At 67.5% G+C, this 25,700-nt stretch carries 18 protein-coding genes; 9 read left to right on the forward strand and 9 right to left on the reverse strand.

Features of this window, described 5'->3' with window-relative positions:
* The first annotated feature begins 182 nt into the window (after positions 1-182).
* The 3 genes from I8D64_RS04720 to I8D64_RS04730 all read left to right on the forward strand — a co-directional run bounded on the left by I8D64_RS04720 (position 183) and on the right by I8D64_RS04730 (position 5,389).
* Positions 183-2,141 carry a glycosyltransferase gene (locus I8D64_RS04720; protein ID WP_200501359.1) on the forward strand — a complete coding sequence of 653 codons (1,959 nt, stop codon included), beginning with the start codon at positions 183-185 and terminating at the stop codon, positions 2,139-2,141.
* Positions 2,141-3,385 (forward strand): CDP-glycerol glycerophosphotransferase family protein, encoded by a 1,245-nt coding sequence (locus I8D64_RS04725; RefSeq protein WP_200501360.1) that lies wholly within the window; start codon positions 2,141-2,143, stop codon positions 3,383-3,385. The genes I8D64_RS04720 and I8D64_RS04725 overlap by 1 nt, the downstream gene beginning before the upstream one ends.
* Before the next feature lie 171 nt (positions 3,386-3,556).
* Entirely contained in the window at positions 3,557-5,389 is a 1,833-nt protein-coding gene (locus I8D64_RS04730) for a CDP-glycerol glycerophosphotransferase family protein (protein ID WP_200501361.1), read from the forward strand.
* 21 nt (positions 5,390-5,410) lie between these two features.
* On the opposite strand, the gene I8D64_RS17750 is transcribed toward I8D64_RS04730, so the two are convergent.
* Positions 5,411-7,267: a glycosyltransferase gene (locus I8D64_RS17750; protein WP_200501362.1), complete on the reverse strand. Its 1,857-nt coding sequence runs from the start codon at positions 7,265-7,267 to the stop codon at positions 5,411-5,413.
* 306 nt (positions 7,268-7,573) lie between these two features.
* On the opposite strand from I8D64_RS17750, the gene I8D64_RS04740 reads away from it, so the two are divergent.
* The 3 genes from I8D64_RS04740 to I8D64_RS04750 all read left to right on the forward strand — a co-directional run bounded on the left by I8D64_RS04740 (position 7,574) and on the right by I8D64_RS04750 (position 11,058).
* Positions 7,574-8,512 carry an ABC transporter permease gene (locus tag I8D64_RS04740; protein ID WP_246482745.1) on the forward strand — a complete coding sequence of 313 codons (939 nt, stop codon included), beginning with the start codon at positions 7,574-7,576 and terminating at the stop codon, positions 8,510-8,512.
* Positions 8,499-9,383 (forward strand): ABC transporter ATP-binding protein, encoded by an 885-nt coding sequence (locus I8D64_RS04745; protein WP_200501363.1) that lies wholly within the window; start codon positions 8,499-8,501, stop codon positions 9,381-9,383. Before I8D64_RS04740 ends, I8D64_RS04745 begins: the two co-directional genes overlap by 14 nt.
* Positions 9,384-9,486: 103 nt before the next feature.
* Positions 9,487-11,058: a glycosyltransferase gene (locus I8D64_RS04750; RefSeq protein WP_200501364.1), complete on the forward strand. Its 1,572-nt coding sequence runs from the start codon at positions 9,487-9,489 to the stop codon at positions 11,056-11,058.
* 51 nt (positions 11,059-11,109) lie between these two features.
* On the opposite strand, the gene I8D64_RS04755 is transcribed toward I8D64_RS04750, so the two are convergent.
* The 3 genes from I8D64_RS04755 to I8D64_RS04765 all read right to left on the reverse strand — a co-directional run bounded on the left by I8D64_RS04755 (position 11,110) and on the right by I8D64_RS04765 (position 16,736).
* Positions 11,110-13,641, reverse strand: a complete 2,532-nt coding sequence (locus I8D64_RS04755) for a glycosyltransferase family protein (protein ID WP_200501365.1) — start codon at positions 13,639-13,641, stop codon at positions 11,110-11,112.
* A 201-nt stretch (positions 13,642-13,842) separates the two neighbouring features.
* Positions 13,843-15,597, reverse strand: coding sequence for a CDP-glycerol glycerophosphotransferase family protein (locus tag I8D64_RS04760; RefSeq protein WP_200501366.1), 1,755 nt, complete (start codon positions 15,595-15,597; stop codon positions 13,843-13,845).
* Positions 15,598-15,719: 122 nt separating this feature from the next.
* Positions 15,720-16,736 carry a hypothetical protein gene (locus I8D64_RS04765; protein ID WP_200501367.1) on the reverse strand — a complete coding sequence of 339 codons (1,017 nt, stop codon included), beginning with the start codon at positions 16,734-16,736 and terminating at the stop codon, positions 15,720-15,722.
* 224 nt (positions 16,737-16,960) lie between these two features.
* On the opposite strand from I8D64_RS04765, the gene I8D64_RS04770 reads away from it, so the two are divergent.
* Entirely contained in the window at positions 16,961-17,647 is a 687-nt protein-coding gene (locus I8D64_RS04770) for an IspD/TarI family cytidylyltransferase (RefSeq protein ID WP_200501368.1), read from the forward strand.
* Positions 17,640-18,347 carry an SDR family NAD(P)-dependent oxidoreductase gene (locus I8D64_RS04775; protein ID WP_200501369.1) on the forward strand — a complete coding sequence of 236 codons (708 nt, stop codon included), beginning with the start codon at positions 17,640-17,642 and terminating at the stop codon, positions 18,345-18,347. The genes I8D64_RS04770 and I8D64_RS04775 overlap by 8 nt, the downstream gene beginning before the upstream one ends.
* A 114-nt stretch (positions 18,348-18,461) precedes the next feature.
* On the opposite strand, the gene I8D64_RS04780 is transcribed toward I8D64_RS04775, so the two are convergent.
* Genes I8D64_RS04780 through I8D64_RS04790 form a run of 3 tightly spaced genes read right to left on the reverse strand, consistent with a single transcriptional unit; the run spans position 18,462 to position 22,032 of the window.
* Positions 18,462-19,511 (reverse strand): NAD-dependent epimerase/dehydratase family protein, encoded by a 1,050-nt coding sequence (locus tag I8D64_RS04780; RefSeq protein ID WP_200501370.1) that lies wholly within the window; start codon positions 19,509-19,511, stop codon positions 18,462-18,464.
* A 2-nt stretch (positions 19,512-19,513) separates the two neighbouring features.
* Positions 19,514-20,233, reverse strand: coding sequence for an IspD/TarI family cytidylyltransferase (locus tag I8D64_RS04785; protein WP_200501371.1), 720 nt, complete (start codon positions 20,231-20,233; stop codon positions 19,514-19,516).
* The gene (locus I8D64_RS04790) at positions 20,230-22,032 is read right to left on the reverse strand and encodes a CDP-glycerol glycerophosphotransferase family protein (protein ID WP_200501372.1); all 1,803 of its coding nucleotides are present in this window, start codon (positions 22,030-22,032) and stop codon (positions 20,230-20,232) included. Before I8D64_RS04790 ends, I8D64_RS04785 begins: the two co-directional genes overlap by 4 nt.
* A gap of 510 nt (positions 22,033-22,542) precedes the next feature.
* On the opposite strand from I8D64_RS04790, the gene I8D64_RS04795 reads away from it, so the two are divergent.
* The gene (locus I8D64_RS04795) at positions 22,543-24,129 is read left to right on the forward strand and encodes a polysaccharide pyruvyl transferase family protein (RefSeq protein ID WP_200501373.1); all 1,587 of its coding nucleotides are present in this window, start codon (positions 22,543-22,545) and stop codon (positions 24,127-24,129) included.
* A gap of 89 nt (positions 24,130-24,218) precedes the next feature.
* Here the strand turns inward: I8D64_RS04795 and I8D64_RS04800 are convergent, their stop codons facing one another.
* Positions 24,219-24,923, reverse strand: a complete 705-nt coding sequence (locus I8D64_RS04800; RefSeq protein ID WP_200501374.1) for an acyltransferase — start codon at positions 24,921-24,923, stop codon at positions 24,219-24,221.
* Positions 24,924-25,131: 208 nt separating this feature from the next.
* Positions 25,132-25,659, reverse strand: a complete 528-nt coding sequence (locus I8D64_RS04805) for a hypothetical protein (protein WP_200501375.1) — start codon at positions 25,657-25,659, stop codon at positions 25,132-25,134.
* Between the last annotated feature and the right edge of the window lie 41 nt (positions 25,660-25,700).

Raw genomic sequence — 25,700 nt, forward strand, 5'->3', positions numbered from 1 at the left:
CGCACGACCCGACATCGGTCACGCCTCGTTCGTCGGCCGTTCGCCCTGTTGTAACCTCAGGAACGGCCCGGCGAGAGCCCGACCCCTTTCCGTGCAGACCCGTGCTCCGAGCCCAGGGATCGAGCTCACCGAGGCCTGCCGTCCATCACCCCGTTCATGACCGCGCGTTCCGAGGAGGCCCCGTGCACGTCGGGACGACGCTCCAGCGCACCTCGAGCGCGGCCGCGCCCCTCTGGGAGCAGGCCTTCGCCGTGTGGGCGTGGCGCCATGCCGTCGGGGCGCGCCCGGTGCACGTCGCGATCGAGGCGCCCGGGTCCGACGGCAGCGACAGGACGGACGGGGTCGACAGGACGGCCGGAGCTGACAAGGCGGGTACGGCCGACATCCCCGTCGCTGCGCACCCCTCCGCCCGTCGCCCCCATCTCCTCGGGGCCGAGGGGGGCTCCGTGATCGACCTGGGCGAGATCGCCGCCGAGGGCCGCACCGTGGATCTCGCCGATCCCTCCACCCCCGCCTGGCTGTGGGTCGAGGGGGCGGCCGCCGGGTCCGGCGCGACCGCCGGGTCCGGCGCGACCGCCGGGTCCGGCGCGACCGGCACCGGCGTGCGCTGGTGGGTCGACGAGCAGGTCGAGCTGCCGCGCGTGAGCGCCGTCGTCCCCACGTTCCGCCGCGAGGACGACGCGACCGCGCAGGCCCGCGCCTTCGCCGCCATGCCCTTCGTCGCCCGCGTGCTCGTCATCGATCAGGGCGGCACCCTCGCGGACCACGCCCCCTTCAACCGGCTCCTCGAGGCGCAGGAGAGGGCGTCGGCCGACCTCCCCGACTCCCCCGCGCGCATCGAACTCCTCGAGCAGCCGAACCTCGGCGGCTCCGGCGGGTACGCGCGCGGCATGCTCGCCTCCCTCGAGGACCCCGCCCAGGCCGTGTTCCTCTCGGACGACGACGCCCTGATCTCCGAGGAGTCTCTGCGCCGCCTGCTGACCTTCCAGGCCCTCGCCGAGGCACCGACGATCCTGGGCACGGGGCTCCTGGACGCAGGCTCCTCCGCCGACGCCCCCACGCTGCTCACCGAGGCCGAGCACGTGGAGCGATCGACCTTCTTCTGGCGCTCGGCCGACGGCATGCACGGACCGCTCGACCTCGCCGGCACCACACCCGCCGACTGGGACGCCCTGCTGCCGCGAACCGCCGCGGACTACTCCGGCTGGTGGGGAACACTGCTCCCTCCCGGCGCCGTCGGGACGCTGGGGCTCCCCGCCCCCTTCTTCCTGAAGTGGGACGACGCCGAGTACGGGCTGCGCGCGAGCGCGCACGGGTATTCGACGATGGTGCTGCCGGGTGCCTCGGTCACCCATCCCTCCTGGGACGCGTACCGCACGCAGATGAGCTGGAGCGCGCGGATCCTGCATCGCAACCGCTTGGCGACCGCCGCCGCGCACCGCGCGGGCCGCGGAGTGCTCGCCGATTCGCTCGCCCATCAGCTCAAGCACGTGCTCTCCGGCCTGCACCTCACCGCGCGCCTGTGGGACGAGGGCGCGCGGTCCGCGCTGGCGGGCCCCGATGCATGGCTGGGCACGGACCTGCGCAGCGCGCGGGCCGACGGCCAGGCGGTGGTCGACGCCTGGCGTGAGCGCCAGCGCTCCCGCACCGAGGGACTCGAGCCCACGCGCACCTCCCCGTTCTCCCTGCCCGCGGGGGCGCTGCGGGCGCTCGCGCGCGTGCTCTCCCCCGCCCGCGCTCCGCGCAGCGTGCTGGAGATCCCCGCGCGCACGGTGTCCTGGCGCACCGTGCTCGGGGCCGACGCCGTGATCATCACCTCCGCGCAGGGCGAGAGGATCGACTCCTTCGCGATCGACGGGCACGATGATCGGTCCCTGCTCCTGCGAGCGCTGCGCACGCACGTGCGCCTGGCCCTCCGCTGGGGCTCGCTGCGCCGCCGGTATGCGCGCGCACTGCCGCGGTGGACCACGGCGAACGCCTGGCGGGAGATCCTGGACCACGCTGAGCAGACTGAGCAGGCGGAGAAGGCGGAGAAGGCGGAGAAGGCGGAACAGACCGAGCAGACCGGGCAGGCGGGGAGCACGAGCACCGAGGAGCGCAAGGACGACAGCGCTGACGCGAGCCAGGAAGGAGGCCGCTGATGGCCGCACGCGGCAACTCCCTCAAGCGCCGGCTGCGCAGCACCGGCGGCAAGCTCCTGCGCCGCTTCCGCCTGCTGCCCGGCGGCGTGCCCGACGGCCTGGGCGATGACGACCGCCTGGGCGAGACCGTCCTCGAGGGCGACGTCATCCTCTACTTCCCCGACACCCTGGAGAGCCTCTACCAGCTCGACGACTGGTTCGGGCCGCTGCGCGAGCTGCACCGCCAGCGGGGGGTGACCATCGTGTGCATGGACTCGCGGGTCGCCGCGGCGCTGCGCGAGAAGGTGGAGATGACGGTGATCACCGTCGCCCGCGACGCGACGCTGGACGCGCTGATCCTGCGCAGCGACATCAAGCTCATCCTCTACGTGAACTACAACCCGCTGAACACGGCGCCGCTGCGCAGCCGTTCGGCGCTGCACGTCTCGCTGCTGCACGGCGACTCGGACAAGGGCGTCTCCGTCTCCAACCAGATCAAGGCCTACGACTTCTCCTTCGTGGCCGGGCAGGCGGCGATCGACCGCCTCGAGCGCTACTCGACCCTGTTCGACGCGCGCACCCGCTGCATCCCCGTCGGCCGACCCAGCCTGGACACGGACCGCGCGACCGCCCCGGTGCGCTCCGAGGGCGCGCCCCGCACGGTCCTCTACGCGCCGACGTGGGAGGGCGGGCAGGCGAGCGTCGCCTACTCCTCGCTGCTCACGCAGTCGGAGATGATCGTGCGCTCGCTGGTCGCCGCCGGTCTGCACGTCATCTACCGGCCGCACCCGCTGACGGGCGTGCGCGTGCCCGCCTTCGGGGAGGCCGACGCGCAGCTGCGCGAACTGCTCGCCGAGCGCGGACAGGAGGTCGCCGAGCGACACGGGATCCAGCAGGACTTCGCCCGCGCCGACCTCATGATCTGCGACGTCTCCGCCGTCGCGACGGACTGGCTGGCCACCGGCAAGCCGCTCATCGTCACCGAGCCCGACCGCGCCGAGGGCGGGCCCCGCGAGGCCGCCACGCGTCTGCTGCAGACCACCCCGCGCCTCACCCCGGAGCGGGCTCCGCGCGCCGGAGAGCTCGCCCTCGAGCAGATCACCGAGGACCCGCTGCGGGACCAGCGCCGCGACCTCACCGAGTACTACCTGGGCGACACGAGCCCAGGGGCATCGCTGCAGCGCTTCCTGGGCGCCTGCACCGACCTCACCGTGCTGCGCGATCAGCTGTGGGCGTCGATCCAGGAGGAGGGGAGCGCGTCGTGAACAACATGGTCGTCGGTTTCGATGCGCTCTCAACAGGGAGATGTACACCGCACGGCAGCGACCGTGCCCACCAGAGCGGCGTGTGAGCAGCGAGCACCGCCGACGAGTCCGAGGGGGACGCATCCGATGACGCAGAGCGAGTCCACGAATCCTTCCGCCGAGAGACACCGCATGGTGATGCCTTGGCAGCGCATGGCCGGCCTGCGCCGCCGCCTCACCCAGACCGTCTTCGCGATCGCCCCGCTCGTGCTGCTCGCGATCGGGGTGCACCCGGCGATCGCGGTGGTCCCAGCGATCTACCCGTTCTTCATCCTCCTCCGCCGCGGGTACCGCCGCCTGCGGAAGCATGTGGGCCGCACGGCGCTCAGCGGCGAGCACGGCATTCGTCTGCTGCTCGGTCTGCTGCCGCTCGGGATCTGCTGGGCGCAGGGCACGACGGGGCCCGTCGGCTGGATCACCGCGGCCCTGTTCGCCCTCGTCCCGCTCTCCGAGCCCGTCGTCACGCGTGTGGCCCCCGGGCGCAAGCTGCGCGTCGCGAACCTGCCCGGGATCCCTGATCACCGCAGCGCCGTGTTCCCCGCGAACGTGGTGCTGGCCGTGGACCTCGCGCTCACCGCGCTCGCCTCGCTGCTGCTGCTGGTGCGCGTCCCCGCGGGCGCGCTGCTCGCGCTGCCCCTGATCGCCCTCGCAGTGGCCGGCTACCACGCCCTGGATTCGTTCCGCCGCGTGCGGGACTCCGTGAACGCCGACAACAACCTCTACGCGGCGGTCGAGTCCTTTGCACCGACGTTCGTGCTCTACTACGGCGTCCCCGCCGGCTCCGCCTACCAGGTGGGCATGTGGATCGAGTACCTCGAGCGGATCGGCGAGCCCTTCATCGTGGTGCTGCGCAAGACCTCGGCCTTCGGCGAGATCCGGCGCCTGACCGACGCACCGGTGGTGGTGCGCACGAACATCTGGCAGCTCGACGACGTGATCGTCCCGTCGATCACCACCGCCTTCTACGTCAACAACTCCGCGCCGAACGTGCACCTGGTGCGCTACCCGCAGATCACCCACGTGCAGCTGCTCCACGGCGACAGCGACAAGGCATCGAGCTTCAACCCGGTCACTGCGCTGTACGACAAGATCTTCGTGGCGGGCCAGGCCGCGATCGACCGCTACACGAACAACGGCGTGGAGATCCCGCAGGAGAAGTTCACGATCGTCGGCCGCCCGCAGGTCGAGACCGTCGAGCAGCAGGGGCCGGACAACGTGCCGGTGCGCACGGTCCTGTATGCGCCGACATGGGAGGGCCACTACGCGGACACGAACTACGGGTCGCTGCCCGTGGGCCCCCAGATCATCCGCGCCCTGCTCGAGCGCGGGATGACCGTCGTGTTCCGCCCGCACCCGTTCAGCTACCGCAACCCCGCGGCGGCGCGGAACATCAGCGAGATCAAGCGCCTGCTGCGCGAGGACCGCGAGGCCAGCGGCCGCGAGCACCTCTGGGGCCGCGATGCGGAGAAGGACCTCGACGCCTTCGACTGCTTCAATGCGGCCGACGCGATGATCTCCGACGTCTCCTCCGTGGTCCCGGACTTCCTCTACTCCGGCAAGCCCTACGGCCTGGTGACCATGTCGTACTCGATCGAGGCGTTCGAGCGGATGTTCCCGCTCGCACTCTCGGCCTACGTGATCGCCGAGGACCTCTCGAACCTCGACGAGATGCTCGAGCAGCTCCTGGTCACCGACCCCAAGGCCTCCCGCCGCACGCAGACCCGCGTGAACTACCTGGGGCCGTTCCCCGCCGAGAACTATGCCGACGCCTTCGTGAGCGCAGCTCGTCACGTGGTGCTTCACGAGCGCAAGCCGGTGGCCGCACTCAATGCGCGCACGGAGGGCGCCGATGAGGGCCTCGAGGATGTGCCGGCCGCCGGCACCGATGAGGGGGGATCCGGTGCGGAGGACGAGCTCGAAGAGGGCGCGGACTTCGCAGACGAGGAACGCCACGCCGCCGAATGATGCGTAGGCGCAGGTGGGCGCTCAGGGCTGGGACCCGGCCATGCGACGCAGGCTGAGGTGCCCTGCGACCGTGGTGTACAGCTCGACACCTGCGAATGCGGACGGCATCGCAAGCCCTGACGATGCGATGCGCCTGCGGACCGGTGCTCCCGGGCCGTGGAGGTCCACATAGATGTCCAGGACTGCCTTCGGCGGCAGGTCCTGCAGCGCGTCCGCCCCGATGTCCGCGGAGAGACGCACCCCGTGCAGGGTTCTCCTCAGCTTCCCGAGCACGCGGCCGTAGGCATCGCGTGAGCGTCCCAGCCAGGTCACACGTGCGCTCATCCCAGAGGCCGAGAGGTCCTCTCCCCGCATGTCGATCTCCAGATGGATACCCTCGACGTCGATCTCGCAGGACACGAGACGGGCACCGGAGAACCGCACGGAGGGGGTTGTGGACTTCCGCGCGCGTGCGCGCCTGAGCGACCTGCCCCACGAACGGGTGACCGCCTGCGCAGTGAACGCTCTGGAGCGCCGGATCGCCGCCCTCCTCATCTTCGCGAGATGACGCTCGTCGAGCGTCATGACCCGCTCGATCGCGGCCGCCAGAGCCTCGATATCCCCTTCGGGGACCAGGAGCCCGTCGACCCCGTCGGTGATGATGTCGGCCGGACCGTACTCCACGTCGTACGCGATGGGGATGCACCCGGCCCCCATGGCCTCGAGCAGGATCATGGGCTGTCCCTCGTACCTGCTGCTGAGCACGGTGAAGGACGCCGTCTCGAAAGCGTCCTTCGCACGCGGGTCGTACCCTCTGAACGTGACTCGGCGCTCGAGGTCGTGCGAGCCGACGAGACGCTCGAGCGCCTTCTCCTTGGGGCCGTTGCCGTAGATGTCGACGCGGACGTCGTTCCCGCGCATCGCGACGAGGCGCAGAGCCTCGATCGCGTGGTCCAGCCGCTTCTGCCGCACCAGGCGGCCGACGATTGCGCCCCTGCGCGGATCTCGAGCCCCGGATGGCGCCGACGGCAGATCGCGGAGCATGTTCGAGCCGACGAAGCTGTTGCCTCCGAGGACGCCGCGCTCGAGGAGGTCCTGCTGCTGGCCGGGTGTGAGGACGGAGACCGCATCGAACCAGTCGAGGTGGGTGAACATCTGCCAGACATCCGAGGAGAGCTCGCCCCTCTCCTCTGCCGACATCTGCAGCACGTGGTGGTTGTGGATGACTTGGACCGTGGTGACGTGGTCGCGCCTGTAGTCGTAGAAGAGTCCACCTGTCGGCGCAGAGTCGACCACGAGGATCGCCTCCTGGCCGCCGATCACCCAGTCGACCCACGCGTGGTAGAGCGCCCGCAGCCGGTCCCATTGCGCCAGCGGATGGCCGTCACGCGCGAAGAACGTGATCAGTCGCCCTCCGCGCTCGCCCGGCACAGCCACGTCCAGGCGGTCGCTGACCGCCAGGGTCCCGTCCTCGCGATAGCGATCGGTCTGCAGGACCTCGCCCGACGCGGACGTGCGCGTGAGGACGACGGGCCCTATGGACACCGGGTCGCCGCCGTGGTCGGGAGCCAGAAGGTACGCGCCGACGTCCTCGAGCTCGGACTTCTGCGATGGCAGCGCCCGCAGCTCGTCGTCGGAGGCACCCAGGAGATCCGTCCAGATGTTGCGGATGGTCACCCGCGAGCTGAGGCGGCCGGCCTCCTGCAGCTCGCGCGTGCGCACTGCGGGGTCGTCCATGTCTGCCGACTTGGTGAGGATCTGGATCTGGCGTCGATCGAGGTCGGCGAAGGCCGAGCTGCGCTGGAGGGCAACGGTCACCATGCCGCCGAAGGACTCTGGGACCACGCTCAGCAGGAAGTAGATCGGGACGTCAGGCAGAGACCCTCGACGTGTGAACACGCTTCTCCCCTCGGCGCTGCGTTCTACGCGTTCGGCCGGCATCGATGACGGGGCCGGGACGCCCACCGCGATCCCCGCCGCCGCGACGCCGCACACGCCTCATCCTATCGACCGCACCGTCGCGGCGCCGAGAGCTGGATGAGCCACTGATTCCCTGGCATGGAGACGGCTTGGAGATCCCGTGGAGATGCGCACGCTGTGCGCGAGGACACCGCGAGCGCCGATCCCCGGCTGGGTAGGATGTGGGGTGCTTCGGCCCGCTGACGGCCGCTCCACGTTCCCGGCCCCGGAGATAGGTACGGCCTGTTGACTGCTAGCGAACCCGCGACACCCACGGTTCCTCCTCCCCTGGAGCGCACCTACGACCCCGCCTGGGTCGAGGAGACCGCACGCAGCAACGGTCTCGAGCGCATGGGCGTGCGCCCGCGCCTGGGCGAGTACCTCGGTGAGCTCTGGCGCCGCCGCACCTTCATCCGGGTGCTCGCCGTCTCCAAGTCTCAGGCCTCGAATCAGAACACCTACCTCGGGCAGGTGTGGGCGCTGCTCACCCCGATCCTCAATGCCGCTGTCTACATCCTCATCTTCGGCTTCATCCTGAAGGTGGGGCGCGCCGGCATCGAGAACACCATCGCGTTCATCGTGGTGGGCGTGTTCTTCTTCCGCTTCTTCGAGCGCTCGATCCACGCCGGGTCGAAAGCCATCCGCTCCAACCTGAACCTCGTGCGGTCGGTGCACTTCCCCCGGGCAGTGCTGCCGGTGTCGGGGGTCTTGGCGGAGCTCACGACGCTCCTGCCCGCGCTGGTCGTGATGTGCCTCATCGCCTACTTCTCGGGTCTGCTCCCGAACGAGGGAGATGTGCCCCTCGCCTGGCGCTGGTTCCTGCTGATCCCGGCCGTGATTCTCACCTGGGCGTTCTCGACCGGATGCGCGTTCATCATGGCGCGCCTCGTCGCACAGACCCCCGATATCGACAACCTGATCCCGTTCGGCACTCGACTTCTCATGTACGCCTCCGGCGTGATCTTCTCGATCGACCACTTCCTCGGCTCCTTCTCCTGGGGATGGATCATGAAGTACCAGCCGGTCGCTGTGTACCTGGAGCTCGCCCGCTCGGCGATCCTGAACGAGCCCTCAGCGCCGCTCGACCCGACGATGTGGCTCATCGGCCTGGGATGGGCGATCGTGTTCCTGGTGGGCGGATTCCTGTTCTTCTGGCAGGGGGAAGAGACCTATGGCCGCAATTGAGACGGACGAGGACGATTTTGAGATCGACGCGGAGGATCTGGATGACTCTCCCGTCACCGGATCGGTCTCCGAGCAGCTCTCGCTGCTCGTCAACGACCTCCACATCACCTACAGGGTGTTCGGTGCCAAGAAGGTGGGTCACGGACCAGCCAAGGAGCAGAGCGCGCTGCAGAAGTTCCTCAGCCGGGGCGCCTCCTCCCAGCAGGGCGTGCGTGAGGTCCACGCCGTGCGCGGCATCTCCTTCAGTGCGCGCCACGGGGAGTCGATCGGCATCATCGGCGTCAACGGCTCCGGCAAGTCGACGCTGCTGCGGGCCATCGCGGGCCTGATTCCGCCGGCTCAGGGATCCGTGTACGTCGCCGGCGATCCGGCGCTGCTGGGTGTGAACGCCGTGCTCATGGGTGACCTGACCGGCGAGCGGAACATCATGATCGGCGGCCTCGCGCTCGGTCTGACCCCGCAGCAGGTCAAGGACCGCTACCAGGACGTCGTGGACTTCGCGGAGATCGGCGAGTTCGTGAACCTGCCGATGAAGTCGTACTCCTCGGGCATGGGCCAGCGCCTGCGCTTCGCGATCTCCGCGAGCGCGGTGCCGGACATCCTCATGATCGACGAGGCACTGTCCACGGGCGACGCCGGTTTCCGTGCGAAGAGCAAGGCGCGCATCAACGAGGTACGCGAGGCGGCGGGGACCGTGTTCCTGGTCAGCCACTCGCTCGCGACCGTGAAGAGCATGTGCGAGCGCGTGCTGTGGGTCCACCAGGGCCAGCTGGTCATGGACGGTCCGGCCGAGGAGGTCTGCAAGCACTACCGGCGGTTCGTCGTCGCATCGAGGGAGGCTGCGAAGGCGAAGGCCGACGCGGAGAAATGACCTGTGGGCGCTGCCGGACGCGCGGCGTGTCCGGTGCCGAGGCATCCTCGGCTCCAGGTGCGCACTCCATCTCGTTCCGTCGTACGTTCTGAAGGAGATTCACATGCGGCCCATCCTCATCGTCCTGCACCGTCTTGGTTCCGGAGGCGTCACCCAGGCCGTGCTCGATCAGGCGCGCATGTTCTCCGAGGCAGGCAGGGACGTCGCCATCGCCACCCTCGATGACAACCCCCATTTCGCGGCCTCGATCGAGGATCTGAGGAATTCCGGACGCCTCGCCGCCTCGGTGCCCGTCCACAACATCTACGAGGATTCGGCTCGTGCCGCCGGAGATGCGCGCCCTGCACGTCGGGCGATGTCGAAGGCCCGGCGAACGCTCGGACGCCTTGCCGAGCCGCTCGCACAGGTCCGCACGAGCCAGGATCTGATCGAAACGGGCACCGACGCGCACGGCGCGTACCGACGTCACTTCACCGCCGCCGGCGAGTACTACGCCTTCGATCGTCTGGACGAGGACGGCGGGATCAAGCACACGAACTTCTTCGAGAATCGCTTCCTGATCCGGCGTGACGAGATGGCGGGCGAACATGTGGCCCGCCGAACGTGGTTCACCACGGACGGCGGCGCCAACCGCGTCGAGTTCCTGACGGCCGAGGGATTCATCTACGCCCAACGCTGGATGAATCCCGAGAACGGCCGAGGCGTCGGCGTCTACGTGGCCGAACCCTCCACGCGCAGGATGCGCCGGTTCAATGGGCTCCCCGACTGGCACGTCGCCTGGCTGCAGGACCTCGTGGACCGCTCGTCGACGGCGCCGTACGTCATCGCCGAGACCGCCTCCACGATCGCGAAGACCCTCCGGCTGCGCCGTTCGAGCGCCGTGCGGATCGCCATGATGCACAACAGTCAAGTCGGCGAGCCGTTCGCCGTGGACAGTCCGCTGCGCACCGACTATGACGACGTCTTCGCGCAGCTCGACCAGCTGGACGCCTTCGTCGTGCTGAGCGAGCGCCAGCGAGCCGACATGGCGGAGAGGCTCGGCAACGAGGACGGCTTCACCGTCGTCCCCAACGCTCTGCGCCTCCCGCCGCGGCCCGACGTCGAGCGCGATCCCCGGTTGGTGTCCGTCGTGTCCCGTCTCGCGCCGCAGAAGGCTCTGCACGAGGCGATCCACGCCTTCTCCCATGTGCTCGAGGACGTCCCCGACGCCCGTCTCGAGATCTATGGGCGGGGTCCCTCGAAGAAGGAGCTCGAGGATCTGGTTGCGGAGCTCGGGCTCTCCGGGAGCATCCGCTTCATGGGGCGCACGAGCGAGCCGAACGCAGCGATGGCGCGCAGCGTGTGCACGGTGTCGACCTCCGATTGGGAAGCTCTTCCCCTGTCGATCGCCGAGTCCCTGGCGGTCGGCACGCCCGTCGTCTCCTACGACTGCCTGTACGGCCCCTCGACGCTCATCCGCGACGGGGAGACGGGGATCATCGTGCCGCGCGGAGCCAGGGAGCAGCTCGCCGAGGGCGTCGTTCGTCTGCTGCACTCACCCTCGGAAACGAACGCGATGGGCGCCGCGGGGCGAGCCGACATCTCCTCGCGCCTGTCGTTCGAGACCGTCCTGCGTGAGTGGGACCATACGTTCCGCCACGCGGATCGGCGCAGCGAGCTGCCCTCTCCCCGCTGACGGGAGGAGCGCTGCCCGCTGCGCCGATGGTGTCAGCGTCGACGTCGAGCCTCAGCCGCGCGCGTGGGCCTTCCAGTGCTCCGCACCCGTGACGTACGAGGACGACCACGGCTTGACGCCGTCCGCCCAGTGGCGGATCTTCGGGTCCTCGACGACCTCCCGGTCCGGGACGTGCGCCCACTCGCGCGGCAGGTCGAGCCTGCGCGGACCGGCCGCGTAGTGCAGTGCGCTGCGATCGTCCAGACGGTAGTGCGCCATCGCCGGCAGCACCTGGTCGCTGAGGCCCTCGGAGCGCATCCCGGCGAGGTCGAGCACCATCACATCGGTGTCGAACGCCTCGAAGTCGAAGACGTGCCGACCGTGGATGTCGCGGTAGAACTCGTAGGCGGTCTGCGGAACAGCGTCCATGCGACGGGCTGCGCTGTAGAGCACGGCGAACCCGCTCGGCTCCGGCCGCGAGGTGCGGCGCGCGGCGAACAGGGCGTCTCCGAGATCCTGATCGGCGAGCTCGGAGAGGTCGGCGGAGACGACGGCGTCCACAGGCAGCAGGATCGCGCGGTCCACGGGCACCAGGTCCGCCAGCAGCACTCTGTCCAGTGCCCTCGGGTCGATCCCTGCCTCGACGCGCGCGGCATCGATCGACGAGGCGTCGATCCAGTGGAGATCCACATGCTCGACGGCCAGCCCCGCCGGCTGGGCCCCGCGCGCGACGACCCAGGCACGGATGGGCCGCGCCGAATGGGCCGCCGCCGACGCGAGCACGCCCTGCAGACGCCCCAGCTGCTTCGGCGTGGGCGTCAGCACGACGTCGATCGCGTTGTCCTGGCCGGACGCCGCCGGAGTCTTCACCGACGACGTCAGCTGCGAAGCCGACGCGCGGGCCGCGGGGATCGCGACCTTCCGGGCGTGCCGCGCACGCGCGGCCTCGACCTCCGGTTCGACGGTCCGGCGCCACACCTCGTAGACCTCGTCGCGGCTCTTCTGCTCGAAGATTGCGGTGACCACGGGCTCGAGCCGGTCGCGCATGTTCGAGCGCATGGCGCCGAAGTCCTTCGAGGACAGCCGGAACAGGCCGTTGAAGCGCACGTCGGCGTTGTTCTTCGGCTCGAAGTCGACCTTCAGCCCCAGGGAGGTCGTCGGCAGGTAGCAGTGCAGGCGCGTGGTGACGACGTCGGTGTACTCCCGGCGATAGCGCTCGAGCACCTGCACGGCGTCCCACATGTTCGCGGTGAAGTCGCGCTTCTTCACCTCGGGATACGACTGCTTGACGTTCTCATGCCCCGTGGGAACAGGGCTGCGAGCGACGTCGACGTAGACCGTCGCCTGCTCGGGCTTCTGCTCGAGATCCGGGAACACGGTATTCACCGTCGTGGTCAGGCACCCGGAGAAGAACGCGGGGACATCCAGCGAGAGCAGCAGATCGACCGTCGTCCAATCGCGGCACCCGATGGGACCGTGCTCCCGCAGGTAGGCGAGCGACTCCTCGGAGAGGAGAGCGCGCTTGCTGCAGTGGAACGAGACGAAGATCGGGTTGAGGTTCGGGTGCAGCGGGAAGTCGTACGCCTCCAGACCGAACAGCGAGTGCATGTGCCATCCGAACTCCAGGAGCCAAGTATTCGGAGGGATCGCCTGGTACGTCGTGGAGTCGCGGTCGATCGTCATGACATCGACGTCCGCGGAGACTCCCTCGCGGCGCAGCTCCGGCCGCACTCGCTCCTGCATGGAGCGGACGAAGTCCACGACACCGTCATCACCGTGGAAGCGCAGGTCCTGGTGACGCACCACGTGCCCCAAAGACGCTAGCGTCTGGATCTGGTCGCCGATGTTCTGCGAGGCGCGGGCGCGACCGGGCTGCAGATAGTCGATGAGACCGAAGGAGACGTGACCCTCGGGGGCCGCGGGCGCATCCTGGTTGCGGCGTGCGCCGACCCAGCGCCGGCCCCAGGTGAGATCGTCCTGGCCGGTCTTCCACGCGTCCCGCTGCTTCGGGGTGGTGTAGGCGGCCGACGACTTCGCGAAGGCCTCGTCGGCGAGCTCGAGCTCGTCGGTGACGAAGAGGTTGCGGTAGACCTCGAACCAGTTGCGGGCGCTGAACGGACGATCCTCGACGAGCCAGGTCCGCGCCAGTTCAGCGCCCCTGCGCGGATCCTCCGCGAAGAGCGTCTGGATCCTCTCGAGCGGCGCATAGCGCAGCGCGGCCTCGTGATCCGACTTGTCGAAGTGGTGCAGCGCGAGCGCCGGATGGTTCCGGGAGGCGGCGACGATCCCGGCCGCGAGGTGCCCGGCGGCAGCCGTCGACTCGTCCCGCACGAGGGCGTCGGCGACCGACTGCGCCTCGTTCGTCCTCTTCTCCTTCAGGAGCGCACGGACACGCTCGGCGACGGCCCGGTCAAGGCCCTTGCCCTGCATGATCGCGCGCATGAGCGGATCGGCGGACTGCTTCTCCACGCTCTTGCGGACGCGATCCGCGACCGCCTGGGAGGGAACCGCCTTCGGAGCGGCACCGGCATCGCGCCCCTCGGCGGCAGCGAGGAGCTGCTCGTACGCATCCGCCCAGTCCTCCGATCGGGAGGCGGCTCGCACCTGATCCTTGGTGGCGATGGGCAGTCGGGATGCGGCCAGGCGGCGGAGCCGTAGTAGTCTCGGCACAGGGAGCTCCAGACGAAAGTGAACGGTAGATGACGGCGGGGAGTCTACAAGTCGTCGCCCTGCAGCGCTGTCAGCAATCGTGCGGACGCGTGGACCTCGGCAGCGGAGTGCTTCGGCTGCTCCATCCGGACACCGTCAGGGAGCGCCGGGCCCCGAGACCACATCCGTTCCGCCCTGGACCGTGATGCCCAGGTCCTCGCGGGCCACCGCCAAGAACCTCTCCGCATAGGAATCCCTGGGGATGTCCCCGAGGTAGTAGGTCGCGAAGTCCTTGCGAACCTGCGACATCGGATCGGGACCGAGCATCGTGTCGAGCACTCCGTCGATGTCGATGAGGCCTCCGTCAGCTCCCTCGATCACGTACGCCGCACGCGAGGTCGGGAACTCGCGCCGGAATTCATCGGCCGTAGCGTGCATCGATATCATCGCCATCGGCTTCTCGGAGTGGAGATAGTCACCGACCACGCTCGAGACGTCGGAGATCATCGCGTCCGAGGCGTTGAAGCAGTCGAAGACGGTCATCTCCTTCTCGGCCGCGAACCCGTGCAGGTGAGGGCGACCAGTTGACTCCCCGTCCGCGACGAGGAGTGCCTTGATCTGCTCACAGGCGTCGCGCAGCGCCTGCGTCCGGTAGCTGTACGGATGCGGGCGGAAGACGACCGTGCACCCACGCCCCAGGAGTCGTCGCACCAGATCCGGGCCCTGCAACAGGGACGAGTACTGGGCATCCTGGTGGAACCCCTGCCAGGTCGGCGCATAGAGGACCGTCGGCGCCTCGATCCCGCCGATCGGGCCCCGCGCCTCCTCGACATCCTCGACCTGGGGCCTGCCCACGATCCGGAAGATCGAATCGGGCATGGAGATCCCGCGCGCGGCGAAGCGATCGATCGCCGCCTGGCCGGCGACATAGTCGCGGTCGAACATCCTCGTGACGGGATTCGAGCTCGCAGCCTTGTCCGACTCACCGTGCAGGAGCTGGATGTGGAGGAGCTCGGAGTACCGGATCATGTGATTGTTGAGCACTGCGTTGTTCACGTAGAACGTGGCCCGAGCGCTCGGCACGATCACGGAGTCGAGGTCCGCGAGCGTTCTGCGCAGGATCAGGGGTGCATCCACCACGCCTTCGAGGTCCCGGAAGTTCGCGTCGCTGCGCACGATGATCGCGAACGGCACGCCGAGCCTCTCGAGATGGGGAAGCCACATCGTGATCTGGAACGCCGAGCCGCGCTGGGCACTCCAGTAGACGAAGAACCGGGGCTCGAGCTGCTCGACGATCTCGGGCATCTCGCGCAGGGTGGAGCTGCGTCGCGCGATCCGCCGCACGATGTCGACGAGCGCCGCGAGCGCCACGAGCACTGCGAGCACGGCGACGACGAGCAGAGCCCAGGCGCCGGCCGTGCCGATCACAGGCGCGAGCACGAGAAGCACGAGCCCCAGTACGCCCAGGGAGTAGAGATAGCCGTAGGCGAAGCGCGGCCGGTGCTCCGTATCACGGTCAGGGAGATGGGCGGCATAGGGACGGATGCGCCGATGCATGCGCAGTTCGAAGCGCTCCGCTTCCAGGGCGAGCGCGAGCAGGATGCCGGCGACTGTCCACAGCGCAGTCGGGATGCCGTGATGAGCCGCCTGGACGATCCCCACGATCAGCAGCAGGTACCGGCCGATCAGGTACTCCCCCAGTCCGCCTACCGACTTCAGACGGCGTGTGAGCGAACGGCGCGTGCGCCACATCATCACGAGCAGCGGGACGGCGAGCATGATGACGGTCCACGTCGCGTCCGGGTTCAGCAGGACAGCGATCGCTGCGACGACAACGAGCAGGTCGACGAGCACGGCCCAGGCTCGGAGCAGCTTGACGACCTTCTTGACGACAGGGCGAGGAGCGGGCATTCGCCTCTTCCTCTCTTGGACGAAGCGCGGATGAGGACATCAGATTCTCGCACGCACCCTCTGAATGCCCTGATGAGATAAGCCCCACCAGTTCGCGGACGCACAGGGCACGTCGGCAGCGCTCAGGAGGATCCCGCGCGAGATCTCGGCCCGGCCCCGCGGGACAGGGCTCGACGCATCAGACCGAGCGGACCGCTCGAGCTCCCGGAAGCGGGTCGCTCCGCGGGCCCGTAGTGATGCGTGTGGAGCATGCTCAGCAGGGGGAACTCCTCACCGTTGACCCGTGCGTCCCGGATGACGGTGTACTGCCCTGACGTCGTCACCTCGTCGCCTGTCACGACGTCGCCGACCTCGACCCGCTGGCGCATGTCGGTCGGCATATTCTTGGAGTGCCCCGGGTAGGCCTTGAGGAACGAATCATGCGTGCACGTCCAATGGCGCGGCACGTGTGGCAGTCTCTGGTATGTCGCGATGGCCTCGCGCAGCTTCCGCGCCCAGAGGGCCGCGGCGAGGCTGCCGTTCATGTGGTGGTCCTCGGGGTTCGGGTTTCGCATCCTCACGTCCACGACTCCTGTCCGAGGATCGAGCACGTCCTGGTCGATATCGACGTAGGGAAGGCCGCGCTCCGCGGCCCGGCGCCTGAGCTCCACGTTGTACCGAAGCGTGAGATCGGTGCGCTCCTTCTGCGTCGCCGTGATCGCGCTGCGTTTGGCGACGACCTCGCCGACCTGGTCGTCGTCGGTGATCGTGGGCAGTGTGGCGCCGGTGACGATGAGGCGGCGGAAGCCCATGTCCAGCAGCTCGTCGACGAACTCGAAGTAGGCGTCGAGCGAGTTGTCCACCTGGAGCTCGACGGGCTCGTCGTGCTTCTCGGCCCGGTACCACACCACGAAACCGCAATCGACCTCTCCGAGATGGAGCACCACGATCGACTCGCGCGACTTCTCGCGGATCCACCTGCGGAACCGGCCGATCGCATCCGTCTTCGAGTTCGGGTTTTTCATGCCGACTGCCGTGGCGCCGCCCACCTCGACGCCACTGAGCTCATGCGGCGCGAGGAGACCGATCTTCGCGGCCTTCTTGAAGTACCTGACGTGGCTGTCGCCGAGGTAGTGCACGGGAAGCGGTGAAACAGTCATCGGCCGATCGTAGATGAACGACAGATGTCGAACAGGTGAGAAGGGTCCCGCTCCCGGGCACCGACGACGGTCCAGGAGCGAGCGCAAACGGTCTTGTAGGGTGACGCCCACGTGTCCGGGAGGTGAACTCCCGGCTGACCGACGTAGCGGTCGCGTGACCACGCCGGAGCGGCAACCTCGCAACGGAGCGGAGCGCGACACCGACTGCACGAAGGAACCCATCCATGTACTCACTGATTCTGCTGAACGGAGGGATCGGGGCTCGCATCGGCGCCAACGAGCCGAAGCAGCTGCTGAAACTCCGCGGCATCCCGATCCTGGTCTACTCGCTGGTCATGGCGAACAGGGTCGAGAAGATCGACCAGATCGTCCTGAACTACCCGCCGGAGTGGAAGGAGGGCGTCGAGGAGGTCCTCCGGGACTATGCGATCTCCACCCCGGTCACGCTCGTCGAGGCCGGCGACTCCCGTCACTCCTCCGTCGCCGCGATGCTCCCTCACTGCACCAACGACGACGTGATCATCCATGAGGCCGCACGCCCGCTGGTGACGAAGAGGAACTTCGAGGACCTCATCGCCTCCGAGCACAGCAACGTCTCGCTGATGACCCCGATCTCCTTCACCGTGGCGCCGGTGGACCCCGAGACCCACGAGGTCACGGGCTCGCTGGAGCGCGACCAGCTGCGCAACGTGCAGCTGCCGCAGAAGTTCTCCAAGGCCGACCTGCAGGACGCCCACGCCAAGGCCGAACAGGACCACAAGGTCTACACGGAGGATGCGACCCTCGTCGCCGTCACCGGGCATTCCGTGCACTTCATCGAAGGGTCCGACGTGAACTTCAAGGTCACCACGCCCACCGATCTGCGCATGGCGGGCTTCCTCCTGCGCCCGGAGGAGGAAGACGATGACTAAGACAGCTCTCGTCACCGGTGCTTCGCGCGGGATCGGTCTGGAGACCACCCGCCGCTTCCTGCACAACAGCGAGGACATCACCACCGTGGTGATGTTCGCCCGCAAGTCGGACGACTTCGACGCCGCCGTCGAGGAGCTGCGCTCCTCGAGCCCCGTCGGCCGCAAGATCATCACCCGCTACGTCGACGTGGGCGACCGCGACTCGCTGCACGAGGCCCTCGAGTCCGTGCACGGCGAGGTCGGCAACATCGACATCCTCGTCAACAACGCGGGCTACACGAACCCGGTCCCCCTGCAGCAAGCGGAGATCGAGGACTTCGAGAAGACGATGAGCGTGAACGTCTATGCGCCGTTCCTCATCGTCAAGCAGCTCCTGAACCACGGGAACGAGTTCAAGCTGATCGTCAACATCGCCTCGACCGCCGGCATCAACGGGCGCTCGGGCTGGCTCACGTACTCGGCCTCCAAGGCGGCCGTGATCAACATGAGCCAGGTGATGCGTGAGGAGCTCGCGATCTACGGCACCCGCGTGGTCTGCCTCTCCCCCGGCCGCACCGCGACCGCCCTGCGCCGCACCCTGGCGCCGGAAGAGGACCCGTCCACCATCATGCAGCCGGAGCACGTCGCGCGGGTCATCGAGACCTTCGCGTCGCCCGTCGGCCGCTTCATCGACTCGGAGAATATCGTCGTGCGTCAGTGATCTCACCGGTCACTCGCACTCCCCCATTGCGACGAGGTCCGGGCGCAGCGCCAGCTGCTCCCGGACCTCGTCGCATGATCGGCGCCCGCTCCGCCAGCGTCGCCCGCCGTGGTATCAGACCTCGTCGCGGTGGCTGTCGACGGTGCGCGCCAGACCGTGCCGGAGATCGACCAGCGGACGCCATCCCAGGGAGAGCAGGCGGCCGCTGTCCAGCCCCTGCGCCTTCACGGGCGCATAGCGGCCGCCGGTGTCGGAGGGCTTGGTGTGCACCTGGAGCCCGAGCTCCGGACGCACGGTCGTGAACGCCTCTGCCAGCCCGCGGATGGACACGAGGCCATCGACGTCGGAGATGTTGTAGACCGTCTCGTCGCCCTTGAGGAGGATGACGAAGAGCCCCGCGATCGCATCGGCGACATAGGTGTACGTGCGCTGCGAGCTGCCGTCGCTGTTGAGGACGATGTCCTCCCCGGCGAGCACCTTGGCGGTGAACTCCGCCTGCACACGACCGTCGTCCAACGCCATCCCCGGGCCGTAGATGTGCCCGAAGCGGGCGATCCTGCTGGTGATCCCGTACTGCGCCGAGTAGGCCGCGCACAGGGTCTCCGCGGCCCGCTTGCCCTCGGAGTAGCACGCGCGAGGGTTGAGGATGTCGAACCCGCCGTAGCTGTCCTCGGGGATCAGCTCGAGCTCCGCGTCCTGGGCGCCGTACACCTCGGCCGAGGACATCAGCGAGAAGGTGCTGCCCTTGCGCACAGCCAGATCCAAGAGATTCATGGTCCCCAGCAGATTCGCCCGCATGGTTCCGATCGGATCCGAGCTGTGGAGCGAAGGACGCGCGGCGCTCGCCCCGTGGATGATGAGGTCGAGCCTCCCCTCGATGTCCAGGGGCTCCGCGACGTCCTGCACGATGAGGCGGAAGTCCTCACGGTCCAGGACGTCGGCCAGTGCGCGGCGCGCCTTGTCCCCGTTCCGCACGAGTCCGTGCACGGTGACTCCAGTGCCGCGCTCGTCGTTCAAGCGCAGCAGGGTCCGCACGGCGTAGGACGGCAGCATGCCGCTGGCGCCCGTGACCAGCACGGTCGATCCGGAGAGGGCGTCCCACGGGAGGTCGCGCCCGATGATCTCGGCGAGGTCGGTATCGATGACGCTCGAGGATGCGCTCATGGTCAGAACCCCGCGATCTGCTGGTTCTCGATCAGCTCGAAGTAGGTGCGGCAGATGTAGAAGTCCTCCGCGGTAGTGATCTTGATGTTGGACACCGGACCGTCGACGCGGTGCAGCGGCGCGCTACCGAAGTCCTTCATCACGGAACACGAATCGATCGTGTCATCCTCGCCACTGGCCACGGCCGCGTCATAGGCGGAGAGGATCTCACCGAGGCGGAAGCTCTGCGGTGCCCGGGCTGCGAAGAGGTTGCCGCGGGGGATGATCGACCCGACATCGCCGTGGTCGCTGGTCACGATCGTCTCGTTGACCTTGGAGCAGGTGATCGCGGAGCCGTGCTCCTCGACGCCGCGGATGTTCTTCGTGATGAGGTCCTCGTCGATCAGCGGTCGCACGCCGTCGTGGACGAGGACCACGGTGTCGCCGGGACGGTCCTCCGCGACAGCCTGCAGCGCGCGGTGGCGCGACTGCTGGCCGGTGCCGCCGCCGTCCACGATCCACTTCACCTTGGTGAGCTCGTAGCGGGAGACCAGCTTCAGGAAGTGCTCGCGCCAGGCAGGGAGGATCGCCACGGCGACCGCTTCGACCTCGGGATGGTCCTCGAAGTGCTGAAGGGTGTGGACGATGATCGGACGCCCGTTCACCTCCAGGAACTGCTTGGGCAGTGCCCGGGTGTTCATGCGGGTGCCGCTGCCTCCCGCGAAGATCACTCCGACGGTCATGATGCGTTCTCCTTCACGGTCGGGGCGTTCGTACCGGTCGTGTCTGTCGCCTCGGCAGAGGGATCGTTCAGCGCCTGCGACTCGATCACACCCTCGCCCTCGACGGGTGTGCCGATCGGACGGCCGAGGATCAGCCAGTCGATGACGCGATCGGCGGAGTGCGTGTCGACGTGGTCGAAGTTCTCGCGCACGAACTTCTCGCGGCGCCACTGCTCGTAGTCCTCGTCCCGCATCGCCGTGAGCAGCTCGTCGAAGGTCCCGCACACCTTGCCCGGGGCGGTGTCGACGTAGTCACGGTGGAAGCCGCGGGTCGTGGAGTACACGTCCTTGTCGTAGGCGAAGAACAGCATGGGCCGTTCGAGCAGCGAGTACTCATAGATGATCGACGAGTAGTCGGTGATCAGCAGGTCGACATTATGGAGAAGGTCGTTCCCGTCAGGGAAGTGCGAGAAGTCGCGCAGCCGGTCCGAGTACTCCGGAGGGATCGGGATCGACTTGCTCACGAAGTGGTGCATGCGGAACAGAACGACGGAATCGTCGCCGCAGTATTCGTAGAGCGCCTGGAAATCGATCTTGTCGAAGTCGTAGTACCCGTCCTTGATCCCGCGGCCGCGGAAGGTGGGTGCGAACAGGATGAGCCGCTTCCCCCGGAGGTCCGGGTGCTCGCGATAGAAGTCCTGTTCGACCTGCTCGGTGCGGTCGGGATCCAGGAAGGAGTCGATGCGCGGGAGTCCGGTCGGGACGACGGCTTCCTCCTCGATCCCGAAGACCTCCGCGTAGACCGGCACAAGATGCTTCGAACCCGTGATCGCGTAGGTGTACCGGCGGTGAGCATTCTGGAGCTTCGGGGAGCCGTAGTTGCCGAAGCGGCTGTAGCCCACGGCCTTGAAGCCGCTGCCCGCGTGCCACACCTGCACGATGGTGCAGTCCTTGGCCAGCTTGAGGGAGTCGAACATCGCGAAGTAGTCGTCGATGAACACGAAGTCGGCCTCGGCGAGCAGCTTCACAGCGCGCAGCGTCGAGCGCTTGTCGCTCGTGCTGGGGATGCGGAAGGACTCACTGAACTCGAAGTCCTTGTCCAGGCCGCGCTCGATCATGCGATCGCGGATCCGCAGCAGGTTGCCGCCGATGCGGGGGCGCTGCTCGGAGGCGAACAGGATCCTGGGCTTCCGCCCCTCCGGCCGATGGTTGCGCACGTACGAATAGAACGAGGAGAGCGTCTCGTTCTTGTTCTTCCTGCTCGTCAGCCGCTTGCGCAGGGCCGAGGGATACCGCTTGATGCGCGTCGAGAGCTTCGGCTTCTTCGGCTTCTTGCCCCGGCGGAACAGCTGGTAGACCCGCATCAGCAGGATCGGCGGATCTTCGGCCTCGGAGAAGCCGAAGGAGATCGTGTAGCCGGTCTTGTTCGCGTCGTACATGAAGACCCGCGAGAGAGAAGGAATGTTCTCTGCGGACGCGATGTCATACGTCGCCGCCTTGCCGCGCTGTCCGTCCACGCGAGGGATGATGCGCCACGTGCCGTCGGGGAACTGGCGACGCCCGTTGAAGCGCGTGATGTTGATGCGGATCTCGTAGTCACGGCCCCCGAGGTGGGTCGCCTCGGCGCGCTGCACGCGCTTCTTGTCCACGAAGATGAACTCGACCGCGCCGGACTCGATGTCCTCGAGCGTTGGGATGGTCGAAGGACCAGTCGCGATCTCCTGGGCCACGGGGATCTCCACGACACCCTCAGCCTCGGCCTCGGTGGACTCGACATCGACTTCGAGCGCGGTGGGGTCGTCGGACGAGTCGTCTTCCATAGCGCCATTGGCCAGCGCACCGGCCGCGTCAGCAAGTTCCTGCGGGACATCCGGCAGCCCGCTGTCCGTCGAGGCGCTGTGGGTGCCCGATTCCTTTTCGTCAGCCCGCCCGTCGACCGAAGCGACGGTCGACGGCTCCTCGATCCCGTCGAAGGTCAGCCTGAACGTCACCCAGATATGACTCCAGGTGATCTCTGCCACTCTTAAGCGCGCTGCCACTCGACAGGTGTCCTCTCCATTGCTTCTTCGAACGATGCTTCCCACCCTCGGAACCCCGGAAGGCCGACGCGGCAAGGGCTGAGCCGTGTCGGAGAAGCACCCCGGCAGTACGGGCAACAGTGCAACCGCCCCGGGGCGACGACGTCCATAGCTCAGCCGCTTCCGCGCCCAGCCAGCCGTGGGTACTGTACGTCGAGTAAACACAGGGTGGACGCCAGGTGACATCGTAACCGCAGTCGCCCCCTGTTCGGCTTGCGGCGAGCCGCTGAACACGACGAAAACGGAGCAAAAGTGTCCAAGTTCAAGGTCCTCCTGTTGACGAACAACGACTCGGACAACGTCGGCGACCAGATCATCGAGGCATCGGTGATCGCACTGATCAAGGCAGCCATGCGGAACCTGGGCCGCGGCGACGACTCGTTCGTCATCGACAGCCGCGCGGCAGGCATCATCAACAAGAAGTACCTGCAGCGCAACGATCCGAAGCACCTCGCAGCCGCACGCACGGCCATCTCGAGCGCGGACCTACTGATCTTCGGGGGTGCGCCGCTCTTCAACTACTCCTACCAGGTGTTCTACCGGAAGACGATCACGACTCTGGAGATCGCGCAGGAGTTCGGGGTGCCCGTCCTTTTCTCGAGCATCGGCGTCGAGAAGTACAACTCCCAGAACGAGAAGTCCCAGCAGCTGAAGCGGGCCCTGCAGCTGCCGGTGGTTCGCCAGATCACGACGCGCGACGACTTCGACTCGGTACGCAAGTACACCGAAGAGACGGGAATCCCCGTCGCTCACGTCGCCGACCCCGCGGTCTTCGCAGACATCGTGTTCGGGCCGATGACGGACCCGTCGGCACACAGTGCCGCAACGAACCTCGGCGCGTCCCCGGAGTCAGACGCAGGCGAGTCCGTCAACGAAAACGCGAAGCAGCCGACCGTCGCCGCGCTCTCGCGAGCGGTGTCGACGTCGCGTCGACAGATCGAGCAGATCGCCCGCCGGACGGCTCGTCGGGCACTCCCCCGTCTCGCCGCGCAGGATCGCCGACCGCAAGAGGCCACCACCAGCACGGTGAGCCCGAAGCCCGCGCCGACGACAGCTTCGGCGTCCTCGCCGAAGAAGTCCGGACGCCGGATCGGTCTCGTGGTCACCCGCGCCGGCATCTTCAAGGACAACAAAATCAACTTCTCGGAAGCAGATCAGCAGAACTTCTGGCTCGATGTAATCGCGAAGCTCAAGGCTCGAGGGGATGATTATCGACTGTTCACGACCGGACATTTTGCCGATGAAGTGTTCCTCGACAACATCGTCCGCAAGCGGGACGTCCCCATCAACAAGACGATGTTCACCGTGAACTCACCCGAAGAGCTGATCAGCGAGCTGACCGCCTGCGACGGGGTGATCGCTTACCGCCTGCACGCGAGCATCACGAGCTTTGCATACTCCGTTCCCTGCATCGGGCTTTCCTGGAACTTCAAGGTGCCCTACTTCTACGACTCGGTGGGATATGGGCACCGGGCGATTTCGTCGGAGAACTGGAACGCGGACCACGTGCTCAAGCAGTTGGACCGGGCGATGGAGGAGGGCGTGTCGAAGAAGCCGTCCGAGCTGATGGACGTCTATCGGACGCTCTTCGATGGCATCAAGGGCGTCGTCGCCCCGGAGAGCGCGGCGCGGCCCTACACCTACGGCCAGCTCGAGAAGAACCTGCCCCGATATGAGGGCACCTCGCACGAGCAGTACCAGGGGAAGGTGCGACGGAAGCTGCGCCGCGGCTACGAGAGCTACAAGAAGAAGGATGTCGCCCTGGCCGAGACGCGCAAGGACCTGGCGCAGGCCCGCAAGGACCTTGCTGCGGTCAAGGGCGAAACGCAGAGAGGATAAGCGCCCGGGAGGCCATCAGCACCGCCGGGCGTCACAGTGAGGCTCCGAAGGGAGAGGAACCGAGCACGCGGCGACTGCCGCTGCTCGGATCAGTCCTCTCGGGTCTTGTTCCAGTACTTCTTGGACTTCTTGTGCCCTCGGGGAAGTCCGTCGATGCCGGGTTGCCGATAGGTCAGCAGAGGGCGCTCCCACGCGGTGTCCCGCTTGACCACGCGCGCGGGAGCCCCGACGGCGACGCAGTTGTTGGGGAGGTTCTTCGTGACGATCCCGCGAAGGCCTACGACGGACCCGTCTCCGATCTTCACGCCGCCCATCACCACCACGTCCTTGCCGAGCCAGACATGCTCCCCCACCTCGATCGAGGCTGCTGGATTGGACCTCTTTCCGGTGCGCACGTCGTATATCGCGTGCGAGTCATCGGCACGGAATGCGACGCCGGAAGCGAGCATGCAGTCATCGCCGATATTGACACTCTGCCCTTCGGAGACCCGGATGAAGGACTTGGTCTCGGCGCCGACGTTCGCCCCGATCCGGACGGTGCACTGGTGCCCCAGGCGCATCGAGAAGCGCAGTCCCGTGCGGGGCACCGTGGTGTCCCCGATGACGACCAGCGCGTCGTCGCCGGAGAAGTCGACCATCAGGTCCACGATCTTCGAGGTCGGGGCGACCACGAGCCTGTTCCCGGAGCCGCGGAGCTTGATGGTCACATTCGCGCTCGGGGGAAGCTCGCCGTCGTATTCGATCGAGTTGCCACGCTCGTCGAAGTAGGGCACGAGCTCGCGAAGCGTCTCCAAAGGTGGGACCTGCTTTCTGGTGGATAGGGAGCCATGTGATCAGGACTATCGCACGCGGAAAAGATCAGGCTCCACCGGGTCGACCCGAGCACGGTACGTCCCGGCGAACGTCCATTCAAGCGACACATCGAAGTGTGCCCTGCCCACGTCAAGGTCGAGCAACAACCGTGGCACGAGTCCGGCGTACCCTGCAGAGCACCAGCTGGCTTTATTTCCCGTGACGCCAGGCTGCGAAACGCTCCCAGGACCGCACCGGCCACATCTTCTGGAGCCGCCCGAGCTTACTCGCGTTCGTGACCGTGCGAGCCTCCGTCACCGCCAGACGCTTCTCGAGAGTCCGCATACGCTTCTCCAGGGAGGACGGGGCGACCCCAACCAGCGCATCCGCGGAGGTTGCTACGGCCTTGCCTTTCGCGGGAACCACTCTCTTGGTCGACGCAGACTCCGCAGCGCAGGTGACGCCGTTGTTCGGCGCAGTCACCGCACCATCACTGTTCGTCTTCGCGGCAGCGGCGAGCCCCCTCTTTCGAACCTTGGCGTCGTACTCGGAGATCAGACCGCGTAGAACCTCGGCCACGTCATCAGCCCCTTTGGCCTCGGCGTGATCCAGGTTCGCCTGTGCGTAGGATCGCTTACCATCGCTGGACACCTTCATCTCACGAATCGCGTCCAGGGAAATATTGGATTCGAAGGTCTTGAACTTCGGCAACACGCCCTCCACGGCGGGTGTAATCATAGTGCGCTTGCACTTCTCACATTCGCCGCAGTTGTACTTAC

This window comes from Brachybacterium halotolerans, assembly GCF_016623465.1.
In the GTDB taxonomy this organism is placed as follows: Bacteria; Actinomycetota; Actinomycetes; order Actinomycetales; family Dermabacteraceae; genus Brachybacterium; species Brachybacterium halotolerans.

Coding starts and splice junctions, on each gene's coding strand:
- I8D64_RS04760 (WP_200501366.1), bottom strand. CDS start 15,597: ATGCCCGCTCCTCGCCCTGTCGTCAAGAAGGTCGTCAAGCTGCTCCGA.
- I8D64_RS04775 (WP_200501369.1), top strand. CDS start 17,640: ATGACTAAGACAGCTCTCGTCACCGGTGCTTCGCGCGGGATCGGTCTG.
- I8D64_RS04790 (WP_200501372.1), bottom strand. CDS start 22,032: ATGGAAGACGACTCGTCCGACGACCCCACCGCGCTCGAAGTCGATGTC.
- I8D64_RS04725 (WP_200501360.1), top strand. CDS start 2,141: ATGGCCGCACGCGGCAACTCCCTCAAGCGCCGGCTGCGCAGCACCGGC.
- I8D64_RS04805 (WP_200501375.1), bottom strand. CDS start 25,659: ATGATTACACCCGCCGTGGAGGGCGTGTTGCCGAAGTTCAAGACCTTC.
- I8D64_RS04730 (WP_200501361.1), top strand. CDS start 3,557: ATGGTGATGCCTTGGCAGCGCATGGCCGGCCTGCGCCGCCGCCTCACC.
- I8D64_RS04765 (WP_200501367.1), bottom strand. CDS start 16,736: ATGACTGTTTCACCGCTTCCCGTGCACTACCTCGGCGACAGCCACGTC.
- I8D64_RS04785 (WP_200501371.1), bottom strand. CDS start 20,233: ATGACCGTCGGAGTGATCTTCGCGGGAGGCAGCGGCACCCGCATGAAC.
- I8D64_RS04770 (WP_200501368.1), top strand. CDS start 16,961: ATGTACTCACTGATTCTGCTGAACGGAGGGATCGGGGCTCGCATCGGC.
- I8D64_RS04750 (WP_200501364.1), top strand. CDS start 9,487: ATGCGGCCCATCCTCATCGTCCTGCACCGTCTTGGTTCCGGAGGCGTC.
- I8D64_RS04780 (WP_200501370.1), bottom strand. CDS start 19,511: ATGAGCGCATCCTCGAGCGTCATCGATACCGACCTCGCCGAGATCATC.
- I8D64_RS04745 (WP_200501363.1), top strand. CDS start 8,499: ATGGCCGCAATTGAGACGGACGAGGACGATTTTGAGATCGACGCGGAG.